Genomic DNA, 23240 nt, shown 5'->3' on the forward strand with positions numbered 1-23240 from the left:
TTTAGGATACAAATATGCTAACTGATAACACTATAAAAATAGTTAAAAGCACAGTTCCGCTATTAGCGGAAGCTGGCACAGTCATAACTGAACATTTCTATAAACGTATGTTTAGTCACAACCCAGAACTTAAAAATATTTTCAATATGACAAACCAAGCAAAAGGAAAACAACAATTTGCATTATTTAACGCCTTAGCTGCTTACGCGCAAAATATTGATAAATTGGCTGTACTAAAAGATGCACTGGAACGGATTAATCATAAGCATGCCAGTCTTAATATTTTACCGGAACACTATCCAATTGTAGGTGGACACTTAATTGCTACCCTCAAAGAGCTCATTCCTGACCAATTTACCCCCGAGGTGGAGTATGCCTGGCGCGAAGCTTACGCAGTGTTAAGTGATATATGCATCACTGAAGAGGCAGCTTTGTACGCCCATAACAAAAATACCCAAGGTGGTTGGTCTGGCACACGTCAATTCGAAATTACGAATAAACAGCAAGAGTCAGAGTTAGTGACAAGCTTTGAACTTACCCCCGTAGATGGTAAGGAAGTAATTTCCCATAAACCTGGCCAATATTTAGGGATCAAAATCAAACCTGATAATTGTCAGTATGAACAAATTAGGCAGTATTCTATTTCGCAAAAAGCTAACGGCAAAAATTATCGTATTAGCGTTAAAAAAGAGTTATTCCCCAAACCTGGCGTAGTCTCTAATTATTTGCATTCTTTACCTCAAGGCAGTGTTGTAGAGCTATACCCGCCTGCCGGAGACTTTTATTTACGTGATAATGCAACGCCAACAGTGCTTGTGTCTGCAGGCGTCGGTCAAACTCCCATGATGGCCATGCTACAAAGTTTGTTGAGTGATAAAAACACCGAAAACATTATCTATTTACACGCATGCGAAACCCCAGAGCAACACTCATTTGCCAATGATTTAAATGAGCTTAGTCGCCTTTACAATCGCTTACAAACCGCGACTTGGTTTAATCAAGGTGGAGAAGGATGTAACTATACCGGCTTAATGAATCTTCGCGATTTAGATACGGAGTTGCCGATAAATAATGGTGAATTCTATCTTTGTGGTCCGGTTAATTTTATGGCTTTTATTAAAACTCAACTACTAGATTTAGGCGTTGATAACAGCCGTATTCATTATGAACTATTTGGTCCTCATCAAGATTTATAATCGTTAACACTGATCATTTTATTGCGCCCATTGGGTTGGGCGCATCTGCGTATAGCAGCTCAAAGCTCATTCTCAATCAAGCACTAAAATAAACTAGAAATATACACTGTATCTCTATTATTTCCCCCACGAGTAAACAATCCGTATTTAATAAGTTAAGCTAGCGCCTCTTTTGTAAAATGTGTTCAAGTTAGATGGCTTTATTAAATATAAAAATAATGCTGCCCAAAGCTGCTGCATTCACTATGCATCAGCTAGCTGACTGTGAGTTTTTGAGCAAAGTATTTGCTACAAAAATCATTGAGTTGGATAACACTGGCAGAAAACCTCGGCGCTTAGTTGATATGCGAGGCCATCAGTTTGTTGAGGAGATCATTCAACTTAGTGATACTAAGCTTGTATATCAGATTGTAGGAAACGGACCGATACAACAGCATCAAGGTCAAATTAATTATATTAGCAATAGTGCAAAACCACATTTACAGTATCTAATTGAAGGCCAAAGCAATACGTGGGTCCCCAATTGGCTGCTAAAAGTAGTGATGTTTTACGACTTTAAATTAGCCGGCAAACGACTAAGGAAGTTACTCTATGAGCGTTGAATATATCTTGTTATTGCTCAGCCCGTTATTTCTTATTGCTATTGGCATAGAAGTGCGTAAACGCAGAGAAAGTTATTCATTAAAAGAGTTTGGTTTAAACTTAGGTTTAGCCTTGTCTCATCAAGCAACAGACATACTTGCTATGCTCGCATTAATGCCATTTTTTTATTGGATACATAGTAATTTTGCTATATTTACCATTCAATTAAGTCCCCTATGGTTAATTTTAGCATTCGTATTACAAGACTTTTTATACTATTGGTTTCATCGTGCTAGTCATCAATGCAATTGGTTATGGGCAGCTCATGTTGTGCATCATAGTTCCACCAATATGAATTTTTCTACTGCTATGCGGCAAAGTCTTTTCTATCCCATTGTTGGCATGTGGATATTTTGGCTTCCATTGATTATTTTGGGTTATACGCCCGAGTTAGTATTGGCAGTGGTAGCCTTGAATCTGGCATTCCAATTTTTTGTGCACACCGAACTTGGTCCCGAATTCAAAGTACTTGGTAAAGTGTTTAATACACCAACTCACCACTGCTTACATCACGCCAGTAATCCACAATATATTGATAAAAATTATGCTGGTGTACTCATTGTTTGGGATAAAATTTTCGGAACCTTCGTCAGCAGCGATGGCGAAGCTCCAAATTATGGCGTGACTGAACGTCAATATAAGGTGTCATTTTATGATGTGGTATTCACACCATGGCGAATACTATTTAACAAAGTAAGACAGCAAAAAAGTGCCTTTTGTGCTTTGAAATTATTATTCAACAAACCCCGCAACTTACACTAGTGTTCTATTAACTCCCAACTAAAAAGCAAGATTTCTAGCAATAAAAAAGCCCCGATTTTATCGAGGCTTTGAATAATTTAAATAGTACTTAATTAAGCGTGATATCTTTTTCTTCCAACCAACGCTAATAAACCTAAGCTAAGCAATAAAACGGAAGCTGGCGCAGGTACTGCTACAGAACCAGATTGAGTTTCAATTTGAAACTGTGCTTGGGTTCCGGTGAAGTAGAAAGTGTCATTACCGTCACCAACATCATAACTGATTTCAATACTATTGGCGGTAAAAGACAATGCTTCAGGAACGGCGATATCGGTTAAATTTCCTGATATCCATGACAATCCTGTAATTGATTCACCGGCATCAAAAACGATATTGCTAATAAAAGCAGTGAAAACTTCAAAATCGAGGTTATCTTGTGAACTGAGAGTAACGATGTTTGTTGTCGGGTCGAGATCGATAAATACTGAACCTCCAAACCAATCGCTGTCATTACTCAACAAGTCTGTACTGTCTAATTCGTTACCCGCTCCAACCGATGCATTTAAGTCTTCATAAACTAATGGGCCAGCGTCGAAACAACAATATGGAAGGTCACTTTCAGTGCGAAAATCACCGGAAATAATAGTGGCATTAGCCACGCCCGCAAAAAGTAAAGCAACTAAACATAACACTTTATTCATTTTTAAAACCTCATAAATGATACAACTGTTAAAACAAAAGCAATAGTCAGGCCAATATTTTAAACGGTTGATAAATAACGATTATTTATCAATTCACGTTTTAGAATAAAAATCTATTGTAAATAAATCTGACAAAAAATCTCATCTCTATCATATACTTAAGTATAATACCCAAGATATTATTGAGCGACCATATTTGGCTGTTTTTAAATTTAAGGTTATCGATTCAGATATATCACTACTAGTGAATAGTGTTAGTCGTAAGCACTTATTTTCAAGTTTAAGCGCAAAAAACAAATATCTAGCTTCGCTGCAATTAAAATTTTGTTTACTAGCATTTATTTCTTTTCACCTCCTCCCGAGTTTAAGACTAATAGCATTACGCACTGCAAGCTCGTACAATACGAACTAAGCGTTCGTCGATCTTAAGCTGTGAAACGCTACAATCATATTGTTTATTTAGTCGCTAACGTTGTGCCACTTTATTGTTATCAAATCACCAGAAGGTTTGTCATGAAAATTTTATTTGTAATTGGAGCTTTATTTCTAACTGGGTGTGCCAGCACACAAGGCTTATCGGTTTTTTCATTCTCAAACGCTCAAGTGCAATCATTACTAAGCCAACAACTCCCCAATTTAAGCGAAAAGGTCAATGTAATGGGGTTGCCTGTAGAGCTGAACGTTAACAATCTAAGTGTTAATATTGGTCCGGACAACCGGGATGTCATCGCCCTTGGCGTTGATTCCGGTGCAGAAATAAACGCCTTCGCATTTAAATATCCAGTACGTTTAATGTTGCAAATCGAAGGTAGCCCTTCTTACGACAGTGATAAAAAAGCAGTATATTTACAAAACCTTAAACTCGTCGACTCAACGGTTGAAGCGGGTAAATATAAAGGTAATTTGAACCTATTAAATGACCAAGTAATGAATCTGATTAATACATTTTTAGCGACCACACCAGTGTATAAATTAGATATGGCAGACCCTAAAGTTGCGCTCTTGAGCAAAGTCCCTTTGAATATAAAAGTGGTAGAAGGTGCGATTCAATTGGTGCCAAGTCTTTAGTTTAGATTTGAAATCGTCGAACCCGCTATTTAGGTTCAACGAAAGCATAGGCTGCACCTTCTGAGTAATATTTGTTTATTTTTTATTTATAAGTGACCTTGCATTTTTTCAGTTCGTCCTTATTAAAGCTAACAATTCAACAAGAGTATATTAAAAAGTTTCATGTGGACTTGGCGGGCGTTTATTTTAAGCATGTGTATTGCACTTTTTGCGGTACTAAGCTCCCCTGCCCGCGGTTTAGAAATCTCACTGCATAGCGAAAATAAAACAGTACATATTAGTGTTTATAATCACAACATCGATAATCCAATCAGTGTTGCTAAACTCAACCACACCACTCAAATTTTGTCGTCGGATTACCTGCTTATTAAACGAAATAACAGGTTAAAAGAGCATAACAATCAAGTAGGCGATGACTTTCGCTCGGAAATTCCTCCTGAACATATTAGATTTAATCGTGACATACGCTGGCCCCCATTCGAACGCTCAGCATATAGCGCTTTTAGCTCTTCAATTCAAAACGAACCTATATTTGTTTTAGCCTACGAATTTCTCCCCGAAATTTTAGGCCGTCAGCACTTTTTAGCACCATTAACACCAAGTGTTGATATTCCTTGGTATTTGCGCCCCGATGCGGCAAGTAATCAAAGCAAATTAAATGGCTGGAAAGACGCAAACACGCTTTATACCGGCACCATTACCTACCTAAGTTAAAACGTTCTCGCGCTGATTAGAGCGCACTTTTATTAATTGTACTTTCAGTACTGAATTTTATTTTGCATTGGCGCGAATCCGCGCCCTTGCCCCCTAAATGATAGTCGCTTCAAAGCGCTTCATTTGGGTAAAAAGAGAACGAATATGCGTAAAACAACTGCAAAACCCAAGCATACTTGGCAAATAATAGTGATCATTGTCACTGTACTCATTCTGGGATTAAATGCGATTCCAACACTATACGGGAGCAACAACGCGTTATTGATTAGCGCGCAAACCCCAACTCAATCACTGCCGTCGCCACAACAGTTGCGTAATTTAATGCAACAAGAAGACATTCAAGTTAAACAAATTATCAACGGCGAAGTAGACAGTAAGATCGTTATTGAAGGAGACGATGAAACACTGTCACGGGCACAGCAGCAGCTAAAAAATAATTTAGGTTCGGCATACCAAGTCCGCTTGAGAAGCCAATCTGCGGCCCCTAAGTGGCTCGACGAACTAGGTATGTCGCCGATTAAATTAGGCTTAGATTTAAGCGGTGGTGTGCTCTTTGTACTGGAAGTGGATATCCACAAAGCTGATCAAGAAAGAATAGAAAGTGCCAAAGACGAAGCCCTGCAAATCATTCATCAAAATAGTTTGCGCGGTATGACTGTCAAGGTTGCTGCTGATGACGAGGATTTGACGAGCAAAATTAACTTACATTTTTTGAGTCATCAATCCGGCAATGTGAAAATAGTAGTAAACGAATTACAGAAACGTTTGCCGGGCATAACTTACACATCTGTTGATGATAACAACGGCATTTTAATGTATTCCCAACAAAGCCTTAGCACATTTCACAGTGAAACTATGGCCCAGGCAATTACAACTCTACGTGGCAGAATTGAAGAGTTAGGAATTACCGAAGCAGTTACGCAACGACAAGGAAAGAATCGTATTCGTGTGGAATTACCTGGGGTTAAAGATCCAGAACAAGCCAAACGAATCATAGGAGCGACAGCCTCATTAGATTTTTATGAAATAGCTGGCGATAGTGCAATTGGAACTAAAACCTTTCGCGATGAAGACGGTCGTCATTTGCGGGTAGTTTCAAAGCCCATTTTTACAGGAGCGAGTATCGAAAATGCCAGCACAGGTCGCGACGAAATGGGCGTTGCCTTGGTGAACCTGTCGTTAGATGCTATTGGCGGTCAAAAAATGTCAGCGTTCTCCAAAAACAATATTGGCAAGCCTATGGTAGTGGTTTTTTCTGAGTACCACAGAAACGCTGCTGATGAGATGATCAAAAAAAGCAAAGTCATCAGCGTTGCGACTATTCAAAGTCAGTTGGGTAACCGCTTTAGCATCACTAATTTAGAAAGTCATCAGGCGGCATCTGACCTTGCATTACTCTTGCGCGCAGGCTCGTTAGACGCTCCCATTACTATAGTTCAACAACGCACAATTCAAGCCTCTTTGGGGCAAGACAATGTCAACAACGGGATCATGGCATTAGCCATTGGTTTAGGCATTACGTTGCTATTTATGGGCTTGTGGTATCGAAAACTCGGCTTAATTGCTAACACCAGTTTGGTGCTTAACCTAGTGTGTTTATTGGGCTTAATGGCATTGTTACCAAATGTGGTGCTTACCCTCCCCGGTATTGCTGGTTTGGTATTAACCGTGGGCATGGCCGTAGATACAAATGTGCTAATTTTTGAGCGAATAAAAGAACAGCGAAGGCGTGGACAAAGTAACTTCTCAGCCATTGAAACTGGCTATAAAGAAGCATTTTCGACGATTTTAGATGCAAATATCACCACAATGATCACCGCGTTAATACTCTTAAGTATTGGCTATGGCCCAGTAAAAGGATTTGCCATGACGTTAAGTCTAGGTATTTTAACCAGTATGTTTACCGGTGTATTTGTTTCCCACGTTTTAACCTATTTGGTGAAACCACAAATTGCGGTATCACATAAGGAGCTCAGTTAATGACAACACATTTAATCAACAACTCATCAAGTAATAATGAGTCCAATGAAGGTAAAGGTTCAACTCAAACCGTTTCTCGTTTTAGCAAGTATCGTTTGGCGGGCTTTTGTTTGGCTATGGCTTTGATGGTAATATCTGCATTGGGATTAGGTCTGCGCGGGTTAAATTTGGGATTAGATTTTACTGGCGGTTATTTGACCGAATTTACCACCAGCCAGAGTATCGAAAAATCACACATGCAAAACCAATTAGCTGCGCAGTTAACTGGCGATTTTGAACTCAATAGCAGCATGACAAATACCCATTGGACTATTCGCCAAGGGGATGACACAACGGATGTAATTGATAAACAGTGGCTAAATCAATTTGCCAACCAAAGCGGTTACGATATTACACCTCAGGATTCGGTTTTTATTGGCTCCCAGGTTGGATCTGAACTGATTGATAACGGTGGTTTAGCCTTGATCGTAGCGGCAATTGCTATGATGGTATACCTAACTTGGCGCTTTGAATGGCGCTTAGCCTGTGGTTCATTGGTCGCTTTAGTACATGATGTTTTAGTTGTTCTTGGGCTATTCGCCTGGCTCGGTTTGACCTTTGACTTAACTGTGCTTGCTGCCGTACTAGCCATCATCGGCTACTCACTCAACGACTCTATTGTAATAGGCGACAAGCTCCGTGAAGTAATGCGCGCCAAGTCCGGCTTAAAGATGAATGACTTAGTCAATACCGCAATTAAATCAACATTAACGCGCTCACTGATAACCTCAGGCACAACACTGGCTACAATAGGCGCCATTTGGATATTCGGAGGACAGCCATTACAAGGTTTTGCCATTGCGTTATTTGCAGGTGTTGTGTTTGGAACACTCTCTTCAATTGCAGTGTCGGCCACAATCCCGCAACTAATAGGTTTAAATCCAGCATTCTATCAACATCGTGCCCAGGAATTACTACTCAATGATGAGCCATAGCTATCGCTAGATAGAACCCAGAATCAAGATTAAAATGTCCACATAATTGGACATTTTTTGCTTTGAAGTTGCAGTAAAGGTATTAGCTAGACACCCATGATTGTTAGCTGGAGATATTAGATATTAGCGAGACACCCATGATTAGCTGGACACCCATGATAGAAGGTATTAACTAGACACCACACCCATAACAAAATTTTACAATGGGTTAATGAACTGGCGTCATATTTCGAGTGTTATTATCAAGTGCAGCAGATATACGGCTTGGCAATCTGAGCCTGAATTTCTATCTGGTTGGCAAGATTCAGCATCCACTTAATCAAAGCAGAGTAGCTCCTGACGATTTACCATAAAACAAACAGGATAGCAGGTGCCTGCAGGTGGATTTATCATTCATGGCAATTTAAAGTGGTGCTAATGATATGAAACTTTGAGTACGCCACTATGAAAAAACCGCAAGATAAACCATTATCTAAAGATGACATTGCTTTACTGAACATGCCATTTGACGCTTTTTCGTCACATCTGAAAGGCGCTGCTTTGGGACCAAAAGCAATACGCACAATGATGGAGTCGGGCTCATCAAATTCAGCTACTGAGTTGGGGCAAGAGCTTAATGATAATCCTAGGTTAGTGGATTCCGGTGAAGTGTCTTGGACACAAGAAGTCGACGCATTTGAAGCGCTTGAGAAGGTCATTGATAAGATAGCCTTGCAAGGTGCGAAACCCCTGACTTTTGGTGGCGATCACTCCATTACTTATCCGATTATTAAAGCGTTGGCAAAACATCATTCTGACATTACTATTTTGCATTTCGATGCTCATCCCGATTTATATGACATTCTTGATAACAATCCATTATCCCACGCCTGCCCTTTTGCGCGAATCATGGAAAATAAGTTGGCCAATCACTTAGTACAAGTAGGGATCCGCACCTTAAATCAACACCAACGAGAACAAGCAAAACGCTTTGAGGTTGAAGTACACGAAATGACCCACTACAAAGGCGCTCAACAAATCAACATTACCGGCCCTGTATATATAACAATAGACATGGATGCACTGGACCCAGCCTATGCCCCAGGCGTATCTCACCACGAACCAGGTGGTTTAAGTGTACGCCAAATATTGGATGTTATTCATCGCTTAAACGTACCCGTAATAGGCGCTGACATTGTCGAATACAATCCCATACGTGACATAAACGATATGACCGCTATGGTTGCCACTAAGTTATACAAAGAAGTCTGCGGTAAAATGCTCGAGTAGTAATGTCTTCGTTAATTATTAAGACACCTAATTATTAAGACACCCATATATATGAAAATATATATGTTCCTCTAAGTTAATACTTGATGACTACGATGCTTTAGTTTCCTTGAGCTTTAGGAGGTTCTATATATATTCTGGAGGGCTAATGGTCATTTTCAAATTGATAATGTCTCTGTTTTAACATTCCAAAGACAACAGTGATTGCCAACTTTTGCTGCAATATTGGTAATTTTAGGTGTATGACTTTAAATTTGTCTAAGCAACACTTTTGCTTTTCCCATGCCTCGTATTCGTTGATGTTTTGTGTTGCGCTTAAATTGTTGCAGCATATGTTCACTGCCCACTGCAATCGAAAAATGCTGTTCAAATTCAGTGGTAAGAGTAAACCATTGCTCTGAATTGATACCTAAATTATCTATAATGGAGCTTTCTTTTGCCTTTAAGTGTCCCACTTTATCGTCTCGAATAAATTGACCGGTGCGAACCACTAACTCACAATAGTTAATTAAGCTGAAGGCGATACCTGAGGCCATATTTTTTTGATGATTACCGACAAAACGCAGCAGTGAATCAGGTTGTTTACCCGTTTTTACAGCGGCGATACGCTGGAAAATACTGGTATGTTTGGAGGTTTGCGGCGTACTTTCCATTTTCGCTCGAATTGGGTTCAAGTCAACGTATGCCATACAGGCAATAACGGCTCGTTGGTCTAAGAGCGCTTGAGATTTGAATCTTCCTTCCCAAAATCTGCCTGTACATTCATCCTCTTTGTTTGCTTCTCTAGCAATGTACTCGTTCAAATCACGCATAAACCAACTTATGTCATACAAGCGTTTACGATTTACTTCGGCAATTTGATCCACCGTGAGCTGCTCATATTCGCTTAGCTCTTCACCGCGCATGAATTTTTGCGTAAGCAGAGTGCCTCTGTGTAATTGATGCCAGCGAGTAAGTACCTCTTTTTCCGACCAACTCTCAGCAAGGTTTTTATCTACAAACAACACCACGTGAGTATGATTGTTCATAACCGCATAAGCCGCGATATCGATAGCAAAGACCGAACCTAAAAATAATAGACGAGATTCCACCCAGCCTCGTCGATGCTCATAACTTTGCCCGGTAAATTTATTTTCACCACATAAAAATGACTGTCTTACACATCTGGATACACAATGATAATAAGGAGTATCGATTAAACTTATTTGATTTTTTCGAGCTTGCGGCATACATCATCCTTCCTTGGTTGATTGAAGACTTTTAAGTTTAGCCGAGAGTTGAGAATGTAATAGTATTGAAATAGACACATGAGCATAACCTGTTTCAAAACTGAAAGGTTTTAAACTTAATCCAGCCGTAAAATTGTTTACTTCAAGTTGTCATCCAAAGGTGGGTGTCTTGATAACGGCCTCAATAACTAAGCATGGGTGTCTTAATAGTGAGTTTGGCTTGAAATCAAAATGGAAAGGCAAGTGATAGCGTTTGCGCAAGCAATGTTAATTTTGAAGTATATAACCGAGTTGTCAGTGTGACAGTGACTGACGGAGAACAAATTAACAAATGCCTTAAAATGTTAAATTTAGCCCGCCAGATTTTGAGCTCTTTTAATTAGAGAACCATCGGTATTTAAAAGTTAATTGTCAGTATACCTTCCATTACTTAAAGCCCAGCATGATATTGACTAACTGTTGATTCCGGCACCATAGCATTTAACGTTGCCTCCACCATTTTATCTCCCGCGAGTAATTGTTCGAATTGATGAATTAACGCAATTTTATCCGGAGAAACTTTATCGCCAGCACCAATGTTAGTTAAATCAATCATAAAACCATCAAATAAGTCAGCCAAATCATGTATCACCTGCATATTCAAAAACTGGTCTTCGTTGTAAATGCTAGGGTAACCCGCTTTTTGTTTATCAATGGCAAAAGACATCCCTTTAAGATTAGTAATACTAGTGGATTTATCACAAGACAGCATACATCCGTTATCTATTCTCGGTTTTTCACAACCGACACTTTGCTGGAAGAAACACTGTCGGCTAGTCATCAGTAAAATTGGGTGATAGATGCTGTAAAATAGTTTGAAATTGTCAGGACGTGCAATGTTTTTCATTTGCATACGATTAAGCTCATTCGAAATAAATGCGCCACTACAATCAAAATCTTCTTTCATTGCCATCAATGCATACGAGTTGGTTGTATTTAAAAATGGTCCTGCTATCCACTTTATTCCTAACTGATTAGCACGGTAAGCAATACCTGTATTGTTAGTAACGATTAATGGCGGCATAACTTTTTCCAAAATATTAATTGCCACATCATAATCTTTGCCAATTAATACTGCTGGAAACCATGGTATCAGGCGCGGATTGTCAGCCAAAAAGTCAACGTACTTCGTGCAATCACGTTTATAAGCATCGGGTAATTTAAAGTAAATATCAGCGCTGGAAACGTCTGCCAAAGCAACATCTGCTTGGTCACAAATTAATATGGAAAGCTTAACGTTAGTATCTGCACTTTTTGGGTGATTTTTCAATTTAGGTAATGTCACAGGAGGGATCAACGCTTGCGCACCATTGAGCAATCTAATCGCTTCATTTTTCAAAGTTGTCATTTCACTAAAAGGCACAGTTAACCCAGTTGACAGATGCTGAGTATCAATGCTTTGGAGCTCATAATCCCCATTCCCCAAACTTCTAAAGCGTTTCTCTAAGACCTGTTCGTCAATCGCATTTTTATCACTTTTTGCTAATAAGCTGCTCGATTGTAATGTAAAACTTTTGCTTCGCCCTTGAGATACTTGAGCCTCAGTACTTCGATAAAAAGCCCCATCATCGGTGCGAATATTTAGGGTTAATTGACTACCTTGCTGACCAGAAAAAGCTAAGATTAAAGGGACTTTATCTATACTCAAATACTGAATTTTTTCTCGTACAATATCATGAAGCTCATTTTTTTCTTGGTAAAGAGTTTGCTTCACTTCTTGTATTTGTACCACCGATATACGATTGCTGTCGTCGTTAGAGGTGGCTTTAGCAATGGCATGGTTTTTAGAGTTGTCTCGAGGGTTATCGATAAACATTGACTGATTCAAATCACCGCGCAAAAACGCATTAGAAAAATCCCGATTAAAGACTTTATACAAGCGCTCACCATCTTCAAGTAACTCGCCGGTTTCAATAAAACCGTCGATTTGTTTACGAAAACTATCCACTACCGTATGTACGTAACTTGCGCCTTTTATTCGTCCTTCAATTTTAAACGAATAAACACCGGCTTCGATGAGTGCTGGCAGATCAAAGAATGCCGAGTTATCTTTAAGATTAAGGGGGAAATTGTGCCCCGACTCGGTGGTTTCATATTCTTCACGGCACGCTTGACTACAGCGGCCACGATTCCCCGAGTTACCAGCGCTTGCAGAAGTTGAATAACACAACCCCGAGAACGCCACGCACAATGAACCATGAACGAACACTTCAGTTAAAATATCGTGTTCGCGGCTAACTGCAGTTAAGGCTGTTATTTCTCGTAGGTTTAACTCTCTAGATAAATTAACCCTTGAGGCCCCTAATTTTTTTAGGAAAGCTATTTGGCCCGCATTATGAGTAGTGAGCTGTGTAGAAGCATGAATATCCAAGCTGGGAAAATGTTTTTTAATCAGGTTAAACATACCTATATCTTGAACAATCACACCGTCTAAAGTGGTGTTTACTAGCTTACTGAGTAATTTAGCTAAGGTCGTAAACTCTTGCTCTAGAATCACAATATTCAAGGTTAGAAATATTTCGCAATCATATTGATGGGCTAAGCGAATTACCCCAACAAGTTGTTCAAAAGAAATATTAGACGCGCGATTACGGGCATTAAAGTTGTCTAAACCACAATAAACGGCATCGGCACCCGCAATAATGGCCGCTTTAATGGCATCAATATCTCCACCTGGGGCTAATAATTCAATTTTTTGTGTGGTTTGGAGATTATTCATGCCGATATTACTCATTTAGGTGCGATTCATTGGGGGTGATACTCACAGAAGTATTATAAGTCCTGCAATTTTATGCTGGCGATTTTACCTGTATCTTTAGCCAATGAATATGACTAGAGTAGATTATTATCTGTAAATACTGCAAAGTACCAAATTAAGCTACTCAAAACATGAGATAAATGTCATCAGAGCTAACTTTGAAGAACACTAGAACGATAAACTATGACACTGCCAATACTTTACTCATTACGAAACTGTCCTTATGCGATGCGAGCTAGAATAGCTCTTTTCAAAGCCAATCAATCTGTTGCTGTGCGCGAAGTAAATTTAAACAATAAACCCGTAGAAATGCTCGACGCTTCAGCCAAAGGGACTGTGCCAATTTTAGTTGTAGGTGATGAATTACAACCATCGTTGATCGTTGATGAAAGCCTTGAGGTTATGTTGTGGGCCTTGGCTCAGAATGATCCTGACGATCTACTTCGTAAAGATGATCCAGTGGCACTACCTTCAATGCTTTCAATGATTGCACGTTTTGATGACGAATTTAAAACTCGCTTAAATGCCTATAAATGCGCACAACGATATCGAGAAAATAATCTGACTGAATGCAGGCAAGCTTGTGAGATTTATATTCAAGAATTAGAAGGTCTATTATCAGTTGAGAACGCTAAAAGGAATACTAACAAAGCCAGTTATATCATGTCAGACAGAGAAAGCTTAGTTGATATCGCACTTTTACCCTTTATTCGTCAATTTGCTAAAGTAGAACGCCAATGGTATCAGCAATCCCCTTATCCCAATTTGAAAAAATGGCTTAAGCATTACCTACAAAGTGTGATGTTCACCAAGGTAATGACAAAGTTTGAGGTATGGGATGCGAGCAAATAGCCCTGTCACTTCTGGATAAAAGTCATACTATTTTCTAACAACCCAGCTACCATCTGCTCCACGGCAAGCAACTCCATGCACTATCTCAGCGTTCCCTGCAATGGTTGCATCAACAGTATATTCGCGACATGTTTGACCATCAATTAAGTACGTTTTGGTAGGTACCACGCGGTATTCATATCCTGTATCCGGGTTATACCATTGTGTTGCAACGCCAGTACGAATCGTTTCTAGAGAATGGGAAATATATATTCGATCATGTCGATTCATATGACGCCCCACATTGCCGCCTATATGTATTTCAACCGTTGGGCCGACAATTGTAGCGTTCGCGCGGGCCTCACCTTTGCCAATCTCATGACCGATTACGCCACCAATAATACCACCGATAATTAAACCTGTGAGCGGGTTTGCTCCTCCACCATGACCATGGTGTATACCTCCGCGCCCCGCACAAGAAGATAACAATAAAACACTGATGCAAGACAAAGCGATGACTACTTTTTTAGAACCTGTAAACATTATAAGTACCTCTCTATTTGGCATGACCGAATTTGGTGTAAAAAAACAAAATGCCTACTCTCCAGTAAGTTAATTCACAAATGCAAGATTATCTTGAGACGCATGGAGTTTTTTACTGAGAATGCAATCAATATTAACGATCAAATATTGAAAGAAGGTGCAGGTAATGTGGAGAAAATGCAGATTTCGTATCTACAGACAAAAAGGAATAAATAAGACACCCATAACTAGCACGTGAATAAACAGGACACCCACCGCAAAGTTTCGTATTCGGCGCTATTGATGAAGAAATAAATAAGACACCCATAACTAGCACGTGAATAAACAGGACACCCACCGCAAAGTTTCGTATTCGGCGCTATTGATGTAGGAATAAACAAGACACCGAATAAACAAGACACCCATGTTTAGCCATGTATGCAAAACTCAAAAAGATATCTATGAATTTATAACAAAGATATCTCAGGTTTAGCTTTTTCGGAAAACATCATAAAAGAATCAATCTACTGGCAAACTCGCTATAACCACCCTTTCTGATTGGCAATTCGCGCCGCATCAACTCGGTTGGTCGCATTCATCTTAGATATGGCTTCTGAAAGGTAGTTACGCACTGTGCCTTGCGCAATAAATAATTTCTCTGAAATTTCAGCGGTAGACAAGCCTTCAGCCGCAAGTTTTAGTGCTTTACGCTCTTTGCTGTTAAGTGGATCCTTATCCCCTAACGCCATCATGGCTAGCTCGGTATCAATTACTCGCTCGCCGCTTATCACTTTGCGTAAACTGGTAATTAAATAGTTACTGGGAGCTTCTTTGAGCACGATCCCCCGTACCCCAGCCTCAATTGCTCGACGCATATAGCCGGCTTTGGCGAAAGTCGTCATGATCACAATTTTTATGCTTGGATGTTGCTTCTGCAAGGTTTCGGCAAGTTCGATGCCCGTCATATGTGGCATTTCAATATCGGTCAATACAATATCGGGGATTACATCTGAACTATTAATAAAACTAAGCGCTTTTGTCCCATCACCACAAGACGCCACTACCTTTATATCTGATTCAAAACCAATTAATGCGGTCAGTGCATCGAGCACTAAGGTTTGATCTTCAGCAATAACTAAATTTGTAGTCATTAAATTTCCCTTTTCAATTAATTCATTTTTTAACACCAGCGGCTAGCCTTAAGACAATGCGACGCTTATTTCAAGGTGCATCCCCTTGTCATGCTTAATAAGCAAAGTACCATCAATCATCTCTAAGCGTTCTTGCATACCGGTTAAACCATTTCCAGCTTTATAGGGCATATTGGACTTACTGCCGTTATCCCCAATACGCATATTCATTATGTCACCGTCAATATACGCCTCAATATAGGCTTTACTCGCATCACTATGACGCAGAATATTAGTCACTGCTTCTTTGGCAACAAACGCCATTTGCAGCTCAATATTTACAGGCAGGTCCACTTCACTCAACTTATTTGTCGTTAATGCTACTTCGATATTGGCATTTTCGAGCAATTTAGTCAGAGTCTGTAATTCGCTTTGCAATGAGAGTTTTTTCATGCCTGAAACTGCTCTCCTTACATCAGACAAGACTTCGCGGGAAACGGCACTAAGCTCAGCAAGTTGCGTTTTTGCTTCGTCGGTGCGGTCGTGTTGGAGGAGTTTTTCTGCTAGCTCAGCCTTTAGTGCAATAGTTGAAAGAGTATGCCCAACTAAATCGTGTAAATCTCGACCTATGCGCTCTCGCTCGGCAATGGCACTAACCTGCGCTAGTTCATTTGCAGCATGCTGTTTGTGTATTTCAATGAAGGCTTCTTTTCTTTCCAGTAATCCAAATGCGAATAATGCCAAACACGCAAAAACTGAGGGGATTAGATAACGTAAATCAACGGTTTGATAGTGCATTACCGAAGCAACCATAGCACTCAAAACAATTAAAAGACTAATTGCACGTACCCAACCACGGCCATGATAGCCTATCAAAAAAGTCGCAAAACCAAATAAAAATAACCCTGCAAAATTGAGCAACGTGCCACCTATACAAGCTAACACAAGGCAAATGATTGGCAATATCACAGCCGTTCCACTAGCAAAAACAGCCCAAATATAAAACACGATAAAGGATACATAAATACCGATAGAAGCAATCAAATGATTAGTACTAAGAGTATTGGAACCGATAAACAGGGGAACGAAATAAAAGAATGAAAAAACGAGTGAAATGAAAGACCATTTCTTGCGCTCACCACGCCCAAGGGCGGGCAAGCTTATATTGCTGTTTGGTATAGTGTTAGCCATTTTATTTCCTTGTGATTATTACATCATCACTTAGCAAGGCTTGCTGTAAAAGCCGCATCCTTTAGTGCCTTACTTTGACTGCCAGTTGCACCTTTGATGTTGGCAAAGCGCTTTTCTTGGATATAAATACTGACAATATATATCACTACAATTACAGCCGGTACAGATACAAATACATGCTCAGGGGCAACAAAGTAGCAGGTCACGATCGCAATAGTTCGAGTAATAGCATGGAAATATCCAACCCAATGCTGAATTGCCCATGATAACGGCATCCACATTAATCCGGCAAGAATACCAACTGACATAGGAATCGATTCATTTTCTTTAGTTGCGAAAGGCATGACGATGGCAAACACTAACAACGCCATTACTACTCCTGCCATAAACAGGTTATCAAATTCATTTTTAGGGCCTTTGCGGTTAAAGAAGTCTTCACCGGTGAGCTTGGCAAAGAAAATCCCCAAATAGAAAATAGCACCACACCCTAACCATACTGACCATACTTTTATTTCCATTGATTCAACAAAAAAGCCGATAAAGCCAATAATGCTCCATACTATCATTCCAGCTAAAGGCATCGCTAAAAAACGACGTTGACGAAACTGTTCGCGTTGCTGATCTAAGGTTAATGTTTTCATTTTTTAACTCGCTAGTTGTTTAAAAGACGAGTTTATTATTGCCAAAGTGTGAACAAAGAATAAGGCACAAATGTCACCAATAAGATGTGACATTTGTCACAAAATAAACTTAAAGGCCGGCTCTGAGGTATTAAAGACTAATTCTTAGCATAATGGGTATTTGATAGGTTCTTTGTGTAAGTATTAACGATTGCGCTTACTACTAGATGACTTGGCAAGCAGTTTTCCCCGCGCTAGAAATTCACCTTTTCGCTTAGATTTGAGCTTAGGATCAGGCTCAAAATTACCGTAAAGCTCTTCATCAGAGGTTTTTACTGATGCCTTCTTATTGGGTGTAAAACCAGAGATGATTTCACGCGGCAACTTGCAACCAATCACCCGTTCAATTGTTTGCAACTGTTTTGATTCATCCTCACTGAACAATGATAAAGCTAAGCCAGTGTTATCAGCACGCCCAGTGCGACCGATGCGATGCACGTAATCTTCGGCAACATACGGCAGGTCAAAATTAATCACGCAAGGTAGTTGGTTTACATCAATACCTCGAGAGGCAATATCAGTAGCAACCAAAACTTGAATATTACCGTTACTAAATCCATCTAATGCTAGCGTGCGTGCATGCTGGGTTCGGTTCGCATGGATTGAATCCGCGCTAATACCGGCATTTTTTAGCTGGGATACTAAATCATCGGCTCCGCGCTTAGTGCGACAAAATACCAACAGTTGATGCCATTTATTTTTCTTGATCAGGTATATCAGCGCTTCACTTTTCCGGGCTTTGTCGACGGGATGTATCAATTGCTTAACTGAATCGACAGTGCTATTAGCCGTCGTCACTTCAATCACAAGAGGGTTATTCAACATACTTTTAGCTAGGGCTTTTATTGATTTAGAAAATGTCGCTGAAAACATTAAAGTTTGACGTTGGTTGGGTAACAAGTTTTGGATGCTGCGAATGTCGTCGATAAAACCCAATTCCAACATACGGTCAGCCTCATCTAAGACCAATATTTCAAGTTGTTCAAAGTTAATTGCTTGTTGATGATACAAATCAATGAGACGACCAGGTGTAGCGACTAAGATATCCAAACCATCTTTCAGCATTGATATCTGGGGTTCTATCCTGACACCACCGAAGACCGCTCCACAACAGATTGCCATATTACAACAGTAATTTTCTACACTCTTTGCAACCTGAGAGGCGAGTTCTCGTGTTGGCACAATGATCAACCCACGTACGTTTTTTGCAAGTGGATTAGTGCCACCAGCTAATAGCTGTGCAACTGGCAGTGCAAAAGCCGCCGTTTTACCCGTGCCAGTCTGGGCCATAGCCATGACATCACGTCCTTCAAGCACTGCCGGAATAGCTTCAATCTGTATGGGTGAAGGTGTTGTGTAACTTTTTTCGGCAAGAGTATTCAACAACGCGTCACACAGGCCTAACAAACGAAAAGACATAGAGTAAGTATTCCTTGGAAAGATTAATATTTTCTAAACAGTGGAATTGAGATCTGTATTTGATTTATTGATAGCGCAAACCAAAGGTATAACAAAACCGTAAATATAAGTACTGAAATCAGGATATTTGAGATTACAAAAAGCAAACCGACAGAAGACTATTTAAAAGTTCTCAAATCCATTGCTTTTTGCGTACTTTAATAATTAGCTAATTAACGTGGGTGTCCTGATAATATATTGAATGATTTCCTACAACATTTAAGAAGACACCCATGATTATATCTTTTCATCTAACTTAATTATTCGCCTGAATTAACATGGGTGTCCTGATAATTCGATAACTAACATGGGTGTCTTGATAATTTAATGAATAATTTCCTACCCAATAGGTCAAAACGATACATTCGGTGCTCAAAATTTCCCAATAAGGTAAACCTAGAATACAAAAAGTAATACCTATCTAGATTGATCGATTTAAGATGTTGAACCGTATTAGTTTTGAAATTTAAGACCCGATTTACTCTTAATATGGAGATTTAAATGGATCGCTATATTGTTCGAAAGCCTTTCGGCGAATCGTTTACATATCAGTATCCCACAGGGAAAACGGTTAAAAATAAGGGAATTAAGCGTTGGGTGCGAAGCTTAGCAATACCACCAGCATGGCAAGAGGTGCAGATTGATCTTGATCGCAGTGCCAAAATATTAGCCTTTGGTCGAGATGCACAAAACCGCAAACAATACATTTATAACCCCAAGTGGACAGAGCAAGCTAGCGAACAAAAATTTGAACGAATTTTACGATTCGCCAAAGAATTATCTACGATGCGAAGAGTCACCGGACAACATATAACACGCCGTCCCATCGATGAAAACGCCGTTCTAGCTTGTATGACGCGTATGCTCGATGAAGCCTTTTTCAGGCCTGGCAACCCCACTTATACCCGTGACAACCAAACATACGGTTTAACCACCTTGCGAGTCAAACACATGAGTTTTGACGATGGTCAGGTTCAATTTGATTACATTGGCAAAAGTCAGCAACCTCAACACCGGGAAGTCGACGATAAACACGTAAGCAAGGTTTTAACCCATCTCGAAAAAATGGCTGGCTATGAGTTGTTTGACATTACCTTGCCTGATGGCGAACGCAAAAAAATCAACGCGCAAGATTTAAATCAATATATTGTCGAAGTTATGGGTGAAGACTTCAGCGCAAAAGACTTTCGAACTTGGGCCGGAACCGTACTTATGGCAATCGCCCTTGAGGAACTTGGCCCGGCAAGTGACCAGAAACTAAATAAGAGTAATGTATTAACCGCTGTTAAAAAGGTCGCAAGCGAATTAGGTAACACACCCGCAGTATGCCGCTCAAATTACATTCATCCCAACGTCATATTACATTACGAAAGTGGACGGACTCTTGCTTATTTCCGCAAGCAACTTAAACGCTCGCGAGCCAAATATTTCAGTCCAGACGAAAAAGCAACGTTGAATCTACTCGAATATTTAGTCGCGACTTAATATTCAAACATATAAACTTTTTAGTACTATTTATTACTTTTAAAGTCACAATTACCGTCACTCACCTTTATCCAACAAAGCATTAAACGCCAATATTTATACGTCGCTTTTAACAAGACACCCATGATTATATTATTCTGAGCATTTAAATTACTTACTCGTTAACATGGGTGTCTTGATAATTCCTCTTTGTTAACATGGGTGTCCTTATAATTCTTATAATTTTCTAATGTCCGTGGATTAATGAGCCAACTATTCGTCTAAATTGTCTTTCGTCGGAAGGTATTTATAACCACTTATCATTGAAGACACCAAAGCAGTTTTTTCTCTACGCTCACTAATAACAACGCCGATAATATGTAATGGAATTAAGCACAATAACGCATAAAAAGCGTAGACATGTGCAGTGATAAATGGCTTTCGAAGTTCGCGCATTTTTTGGTAAGCTTGTTCATCAACATTTTCTTTAGAATAGGGTTTAATGCTATCAAGTTTACTGCTATCAACTGCAATACTTTTAGCAAAATATTGCCCCAATGGAGGATAATAAATATCAGTACCTGCGATAACTAAACCACTAATCATTTGAATACACATTGATAACAATAGCGCCCCTACCATAAGCTTCCCTAGCGGGTTGTGCCCTTTGTATTTTTTATGGGGTTGTTGTTTAAAGTCGGCTAACTCTTTAGTAAATCCTTTAGCAAATGGTAGAGTCTTATGCCAGCGTTCATATCCTTTACCGAAAAACCCCATAACAACTCTTAACAACAAGTTAGCTGCAAACACGTAACCAGTTAAGACATGAACGGTTTTAAGTAGAATTTTGCCATCAACGCTTACTCCTAAAGTTTTCGCATTAAAAATAATTAAGCCGAAACCCAGTAACATCGTGATTGTGAGAACATTTATCCAATGAAACAGTCGCAAATATTGACTCCAAACATAGACTTGTTGATATTGAGTATTCATATTCACCTCGATGTAGTCAGGAAATTTACTGTCTTTTCAGCATAAATGATTAAGATGTTCAATTCATTGATCTGGCGCATAACCTAAGCTTCTTACTTAACAAGACACCCATGATTATTTTATTCCGCATATTTAAATTACCTGCTCGTTAACATGGGTGTCCTGATAATTTCCCATGATTATATTATTCCGCGTATTTAAATTACCCACCCGTTAACATGGGTGTCTTGATAATTTTTTTGTTAACGTGAGTGTCCTGATTATTTTTGATTGCCGAGAACTTAAAATAAATACTCGTTAACATGGGTGTCTTAATAATTTTTTTAATAATTTTGATAATCCCTTCTCAAAACAAAGGTCGCCAATCCAAGAGCATGATTGCCACTTTTTAGTGCAGACTTTTTTAAATTTTCATGTCGGTGCGAATAGATATGTAGTCCCTAGCACCAAAACTCGATTAAACACTGCTTTTAGGCTGACAAAAGTTTAGATGTGAAAAAGGAATAAAACTTGCTCATATTGCTCGAAATTGAATTACTGAGAGCAAAATTATGCAAGCATTTATCGATAACATCCCAAAAGCCGAGCTACATGTTCATTTGGAAGGCACTTTAGAGCCAGAGCTTAGTTTCGCATTGGCGAAGAAAAACGGTATTCCACTACCCTATAAAACCCCCGAAGCATTGGTTGAAGCATATGACTTCACCGATCTCCCATCGTTTCTAGAAATATACTATGCGGGTATGAATGTGCTTGTGGCAGAGTCCGATTTTTACGATTTAACCATGGCATATTTAACTAAGGCAAGTAATCAGAATATTGTATACGCCGAATTATTTTTTGACCCGCAGGCGCATACATCCCGTGGCATCGACTTTTCAATTGTGATCAACGGCATACATAAAGCGCAAGTTGACGCTGAACAAAAACTCGGTATAAAAAGTCAGTTAATCATGTGTTTTTTGCGTGAATTGTCTGCCGAGTCTGCCATGGAGCATCTGTCAATGGCAGAGCCTTATTTATCCTATTTAGTGGGCGTGGGACTTGATTCGAATGAACGCGACAATCCCCCCATAAAATTCAAACAAGTATTTAAAAAAGCAAGAGAGCTAGGACTTAAGCTAACCATGCATTGTGATGTGAATCAAAAAAACACGCTCACGCATATTGGACAATGTTTAGATGATATCAAGGTTGACCGCATTGACCATGGTGTTAACTCTCTAGAAGACGCTTCACTGGTTGCTAAATTGCGCGATAGCAAAATTGGATTAACGGTTTGTCCTGTGTCTAATAGGTTTGTGGTGCAATCACTTACCGCAAAAGAAATTAGAACCATGTTAGACGAGCAAATAATGGTAACGATAAATTCTGACGACCCAGCTTACTTCCGAGCTTACTTAAATGAAAATTTTATCGAACTACAAAAAGAGGGAGATTTTGATAAGCAGGACCTACAAACCCTTGTGGAAAATTCATTTCGCATAGCTTGGTTGCCAGAAACCGAGAAACAACTGTATCTATCGAGCATAAAAGATTATGTGGTAACTAGCTCTTAAGTCTTCGTAAAGAAAACAGGCTATCTATATTTTAATTAGATTGTGCTGCTTTAGATTTTAACAAGACACCCATGAATACGTGGTTATAGGTGTTTTAATTT

20 protein-coding genes are annotated in these 23240 nt (G+C 39.4%); 11 read left to right on the plus strand and 9 right to left on the minus strand.

From position 1 onward, the window contains the following. Positions 1-14 precede the first annotated feature (14 nt). The 3 genes from hmpA to KO530_RS04220 all read left to right on the plus strand — a co-directional run bounded on the left by hmpA (position 15) and on the right by KO530_RS04220 (position 2600). The gene (gene hmpA / locus KO530_RS04210) at positions 15-1196 is read left to right on the plus strand and encodes an NO-inducible flavohemoprotein (RefSeq protein ID WP_216047149.1); all 1182 of its coding nucleotides are present in this window, start codon (positions 15-17) and stop codon (positions 1194-1196) included. Positions 1197-1390: 194 nt separating this feature from the next. Beyond that, positions 1391-1798 (plus strand): hypothetical protein, encoded by a 408-nt coding sequence (locus KO530_RS04215; protein ID WP_216047150.1) that lies wholly within the window; start codon positions 1391-1393, stop codon positions 1796-1798. Continuing rightward, positions 1788-2600 (plus strand): sterol desaturase family protein, encoded by an 813-nt coding sequence (locus KO530_RS04220; RefSeq protein ID WP_216047151.1) that lies wholly within the window; start codon positions 1788-1790, stop codon positions 2598-2600. The genes KO530_RS04215 and KO530_RS04220 overlap by 11 nt, the downstream gene beginning before the upstream one ends. 92 nt (positions 2601-2692) lie before the next feature. On the opposite strand, the gene KO530_RS04225 is transcribed toward KO530_RS04220, so the two are convergent. Further along, positions 2693-3280 (minus strand): PEP-CTERM sorting domain-containing protein, encoded by a 588-nt coding sequence (locus KO530_RS04225; RefSeq protein WP_216047152.1) that lies wholly within the window; start codon positions 3278-3280, stop codon positions 2693-2695. Positions 3281-3793: 513 nt separating this feature from the next. Between KO530_RS04225 and KO530_RS04230 the strand changes: the two genes are divergently transcribed. The 5 genes from KO530_RS04230 to speB all read left to right on the plus strand — a co-directional run bounded on the left by KO530_RS04230 (position 3794) and on the right by speB (position 9285). Beyond that, a complete protein-coding gene (locus KO530_RS04230; RefSeq protein WP_216047153.1) occupies positions 3794-4348 on the plus strand; it encodes a DUF1439 domain-containing protein in 555 nt (184 codons plus the stop codon). 162 nt (positions 4349-4510) lie between these two features. Further along, positions 4511-5062 (plus strand): hypothetical protein, encoded by a 552-nt coding sequence (locus KO530_RS04235; protein WP_216047154.1) that lies wholly within the window; start codon positions 4511-4513, stop codon positions 5060-5062. Between the two features lie 144 nt (positions 5063-5206). Beyond that, positions 5207-7042, plus strand: a complete 1836-nt coding sequence (gene secD / locus KO530_RS04240) for a protein translocase subunit SecD (RefSeq protein WP_216047155.1) — start codon at positions 5207-5209, stop codon at positions 7040-7042. After that, entirely contained in the window at positions 7042-8016 is a 975-nt protein-coding gene (gene secF / locus KO530_RS04245) for a protein translocase subunit SecF (RefSeq protein ID WP_216047156.1), read from the plus strand. Before secD ends, secF begins: the two co-directional genes overlap by 1 nt. Before the next feature lie 444 nt (positions 8017-8460). Further along, positions 8461-9285, plus strand: coding sequence for an agmatinase (gene speB, locus KO530_RS04250; RefSeq protein WP_216047157.1), 825 nt, complete (start codon positions 8461-8463; stop codon positions 9283-9285). Positions 9286-9533: 248 nt separating this feature from the next. Here the strand turns inward: speB and KO530_RS04255 are convergent, their stop codons facing one another. Both KO530_RS04255 and KO530_RS04260 read right to left on the minus strand, forming a co-directional pair. Beyond that, entirely contained in the window at positions 9534-10514 is a 981-nt protein-coding gene (locus KO530_RS04255) for a transposase (protein ID WP_216047158.1), read from the minus strand. Positions 10515-10944: 430 nt separating this feature from the next. After that, a complete protein-coding gene (locus KO530_RS04260; RefSeq protein WP_216047159.1) occupies positions 10945-13272 on the minus strand; it encodes a peptidase U32 family protein in 2328 nt (775 codons plus the stop codon). Positions 13273-13494: 222 nt separating this feature from the next. Between KO530_RS04260 and KO530_RS04265 the strand changes: the two genes are divergently transcribed. Then, on the plus strand, positions 13495-14163 hold the full coding sequence (locus tag KO530_RS04265) for a glutathione S-transferase (protein ID WP_216047160.1): 669 nt from the start codon (positions 13495-13497) through the stop codon (positions 14161-14163). A gap of 27 nt (positions 14164-14190) precedes the next feature. Here the strand turns inward: KO530_RS04265 and KO530_RS04270 are convergent, their stop codons facing one another. From KO530_RS04270 to KO530_RS04290, 5 genes are all read right to left on the minus strand, one after another. Beyond that, positions 14191-14685: a hypothetical protein gene (locus KO530_RS04270; RefSeq protein ID WP_216047161.1), complete on the minus strand. Its 495-nt coding sequence runs from the start codon at positions 14683-14685 to the stop codon at positions 14191-14193. Positions 14686-15203: 518 nt separating this feature from the next. Continuing rightward, positions 15204-15815: a response regulator transcription factor gene (locus tag KO530_RS04275; RefSeq protein WP_216047162.1), complete on the minus strand. Its 612-nt coding sequence runs from the start codon at positions 15813-15815 to the stop codon at positions 15204-15206. 48 nt (positions 15816-15863) lie between these two features. Beyond that, positions 15864-16985: a sensor histidine kinase gene (locus KO530_RS04280; RefSeq protein ID WP_216047163.1), complete on the minus strand. Its 1122-nt coding sequence runs from the start codon at positions 16983-16985 to the stop codon at positions 15864-15866. 26 nt (positions 16986-17011) lie between these two features. Next, complete coding sequence (locus KO530_RS04285; RefSeq protein WP_216047164.1) at positions 17012-17626, minus strand: DUF7010 family protein; 615 nt, start codon at positions 17624-17626, stop codon at positions 17012-17014. 183 nt (positions 17627-17809) lie between these two features. Continuing rightward, positions 17810-19084 (minus strand): DEAD/DEAH box helicase, encoded by a 1275-nt coding sequence (locus KO530_RS04290; RefSeq protein WP_216047165.1) that lies wholly within the window; start codon positions 19082-19084, stop codon positions 17810-17812. A gap of 540 nt (positions 19085-19624) precedes the next feature. Between KO530_RS04290 and KO530_RS04295 the strand changes: the two genes are divergently transcribed. Continuing rightward, complete coding sequence (locus KO530_RS04295; protein ID WP_216047166.1) at positions 19625-20608, plus strand: DNA topoisomerase IB; 984 nt, start codon at positions 19625-19627, stop codon at positions 20606-20608. A gap of 252 nt (positions 20609-20860) precedes the next feature. Here KO530_RS04295 and KO530_RS04300 read toward each other — a convergent pair whose 3' ends face one another. Further along, the gene (locus KO530_RS04300; protein ID WP_216047167.1) at positions 20861-21580 is read right to left on the minus strand and encodes a cytochrome b/b6 domain-containing protein; all 720 of its coding nucleotides are present in this window, start codon (positions 21578-21580) and stop codon (positions 20861-20863) included. Between the two features lie 551 nt (positions 21581-22131). Here KO530_RS04300 and KO530_RS04305 point away from each other — a divergent pair. Then, entirely contained in the window at positions 22132-23139 is a 1008-nt protein-coding gene (locus KO530_RS04305; protein ID WP_216047168.1) for an adenosine deaminase, read from the plus strand. Positions 23140-23240: the final 101 nt, after the last annotated feature.

This window comes from Aliiglaciecola lipolytica (assembly GCF_018860635.1).
GTDB classification, from domain to species: Bacteria; Pseudomonadota; Gammaproteobacteria; order Enterobacterales; family Alteromonadaceae; genus Aliiglaciecola; species Aliiglaciecola lipolytica_A.

What these genes read in the sequence shown, in the direction of transcription:
- hmpA (WP_216047149.1), top strand. Translation starts at nt 15, where the DNA reads ATGCTAACTGATAACACTATAAAAATAGTTAAAAGCACAGTTCCGCTA.
- KO530_RS04215 (WP_216047150.1), top strand. Translation starts at nt 1,391, where the DNA reads ATGGCTTTATTAAATATAAAAATAATGCTGCCCAAAGCTGCTGCATTC.
- KO530_RS04220 (WP_216047151.1), top strand. Translation starts at nt 1,788, where the DNA reads ATGAGCGTTGAATATATCTTGTTATTGCTCAGCCCGTTATTTCTTATT.
- KO530_RS04225 (WP_216047152.1), bottom strand. Translation starts at nt 3,280, where the DNA reads ATGAATAAAGTGTTATGTTTAGTTGCTTTACTTTTTGCGGGCGTGGCT.
- KO530_RS04230 (WP_216047153.1), top strand. Translation starts at nt 3,794, where the DNA reads ATGAAAATTTTATTTGTAATTGGAGCTTTATTTCTAACTGGGTGTGCC.
- KO530_RS04235 (WP_216047154.1), top strand. Translation starts at nt 4,511, where the DNA reads ATGTGGACTTGGCGGGCGTTTATTTTAAGCATGTGTATTGCACTTTTT.
- secD (WP_216047155.1), top strand. Translation starts at nt 5,207, where the DNA reads ATGCGTAAAACAACTGCAAAACCCAAGCATACTTGGCAAATAATAGTG.
- secF (WP_216047156.1), top strand. Translation starts at nt 7,042, where the DNA reads ATGACAACACATTTAATCAACAACTCATCAAGTAATAATGAGTCCAAT.
- speB (WP_216047157.1), top strand. Translation starts at nt 8,461, where the DNA reads ATGAAAAAACCGCAAGATAAACCATTATCTAAAGATGACATTGCTTTA.
- KO530_RS04255 (WP_216047158.1), bottom strand. Translation starts at nt 10,514, where the DNA reads ATGCCGCAAGCTCGAAAAAATCAAATAAGTTTAATCGATACTCCTTAT.
- KO530_RS04260 (WP_216047159.1), bottom strand. Translation starts at nt 13,272, where the DNA reads ATGAATAATCTCCAAACCACACAAAAAATTGAATTATTAGCCCCAGGT.
- KO530_RS04265 (WP_216047160.1), top strand. Translation starts at nt 13,495, where the DNA reads ATGACACTGCCAATACTTTACTCATTACGAAACTGTCCTTATGCGATG.
- KO530_RS04270 (WP_216047161.1), bottom strand. Translation starts at nt 14,685, where the DNA reads ATGTTTACAGGTTCTAAAAAAGTAGTCATCGCTTTGTCTTGCATCAGT.
- KO530_RS04275 (WP_216047162.1), bottom strand. Translation starts at nt 15,815, where the DNA reads ATGACTACAAATTTAGTTATTGCTGAAGATCAAACCTTAGTGCTCGAT.
- KO530_RS04280 (WP_216047163.1), bottom strand. Translation starts at nt 16,985, where the DNA reads ATGGCTAACACTATACCAAACAGCAATATAAGCTTGCCCGCCCTTGGG.
- KO530_RS04285 (WP_216047164.1), bottom strand. Translation starts at nt 17,626, where the DNA reads ATGAAAACATTAACCTTAGATCAGCAACGCGAACAGTTTCGTCAACGT.
- KO530_RS04290 (WP_216047165.1), bottom strand. Translation starts at nt 19,084, where the DNA reads ATGTCTTTTCGTTTGTTAGGCCTGTGTGACGCGTTGTTGAATACTCTT.
- KO530_RS04295 (WP_216047166.1), top strand. Translation starts at nt 19,625, where the DNA reads ATGGATCGCTATATTGTTCGAAAGCCTTTCGGCGAATCGTTTACATAT.
- KO530_RS04300 (WP_216047167.1), bottom strand. Translation starts at nt 21,580, where the DNA reads ATGAATACTCAATATCAACAAGTCTATGTTTGGAGTCAATATTTGCGA.
- KO530_RS04305 (WP_216047168.1), top strand. Translation starts at nt 22,132, where the DNA reads ATGCAAGCATTTATCGATAACATCCCAAAAGCCGAGCTACATGTTCAT.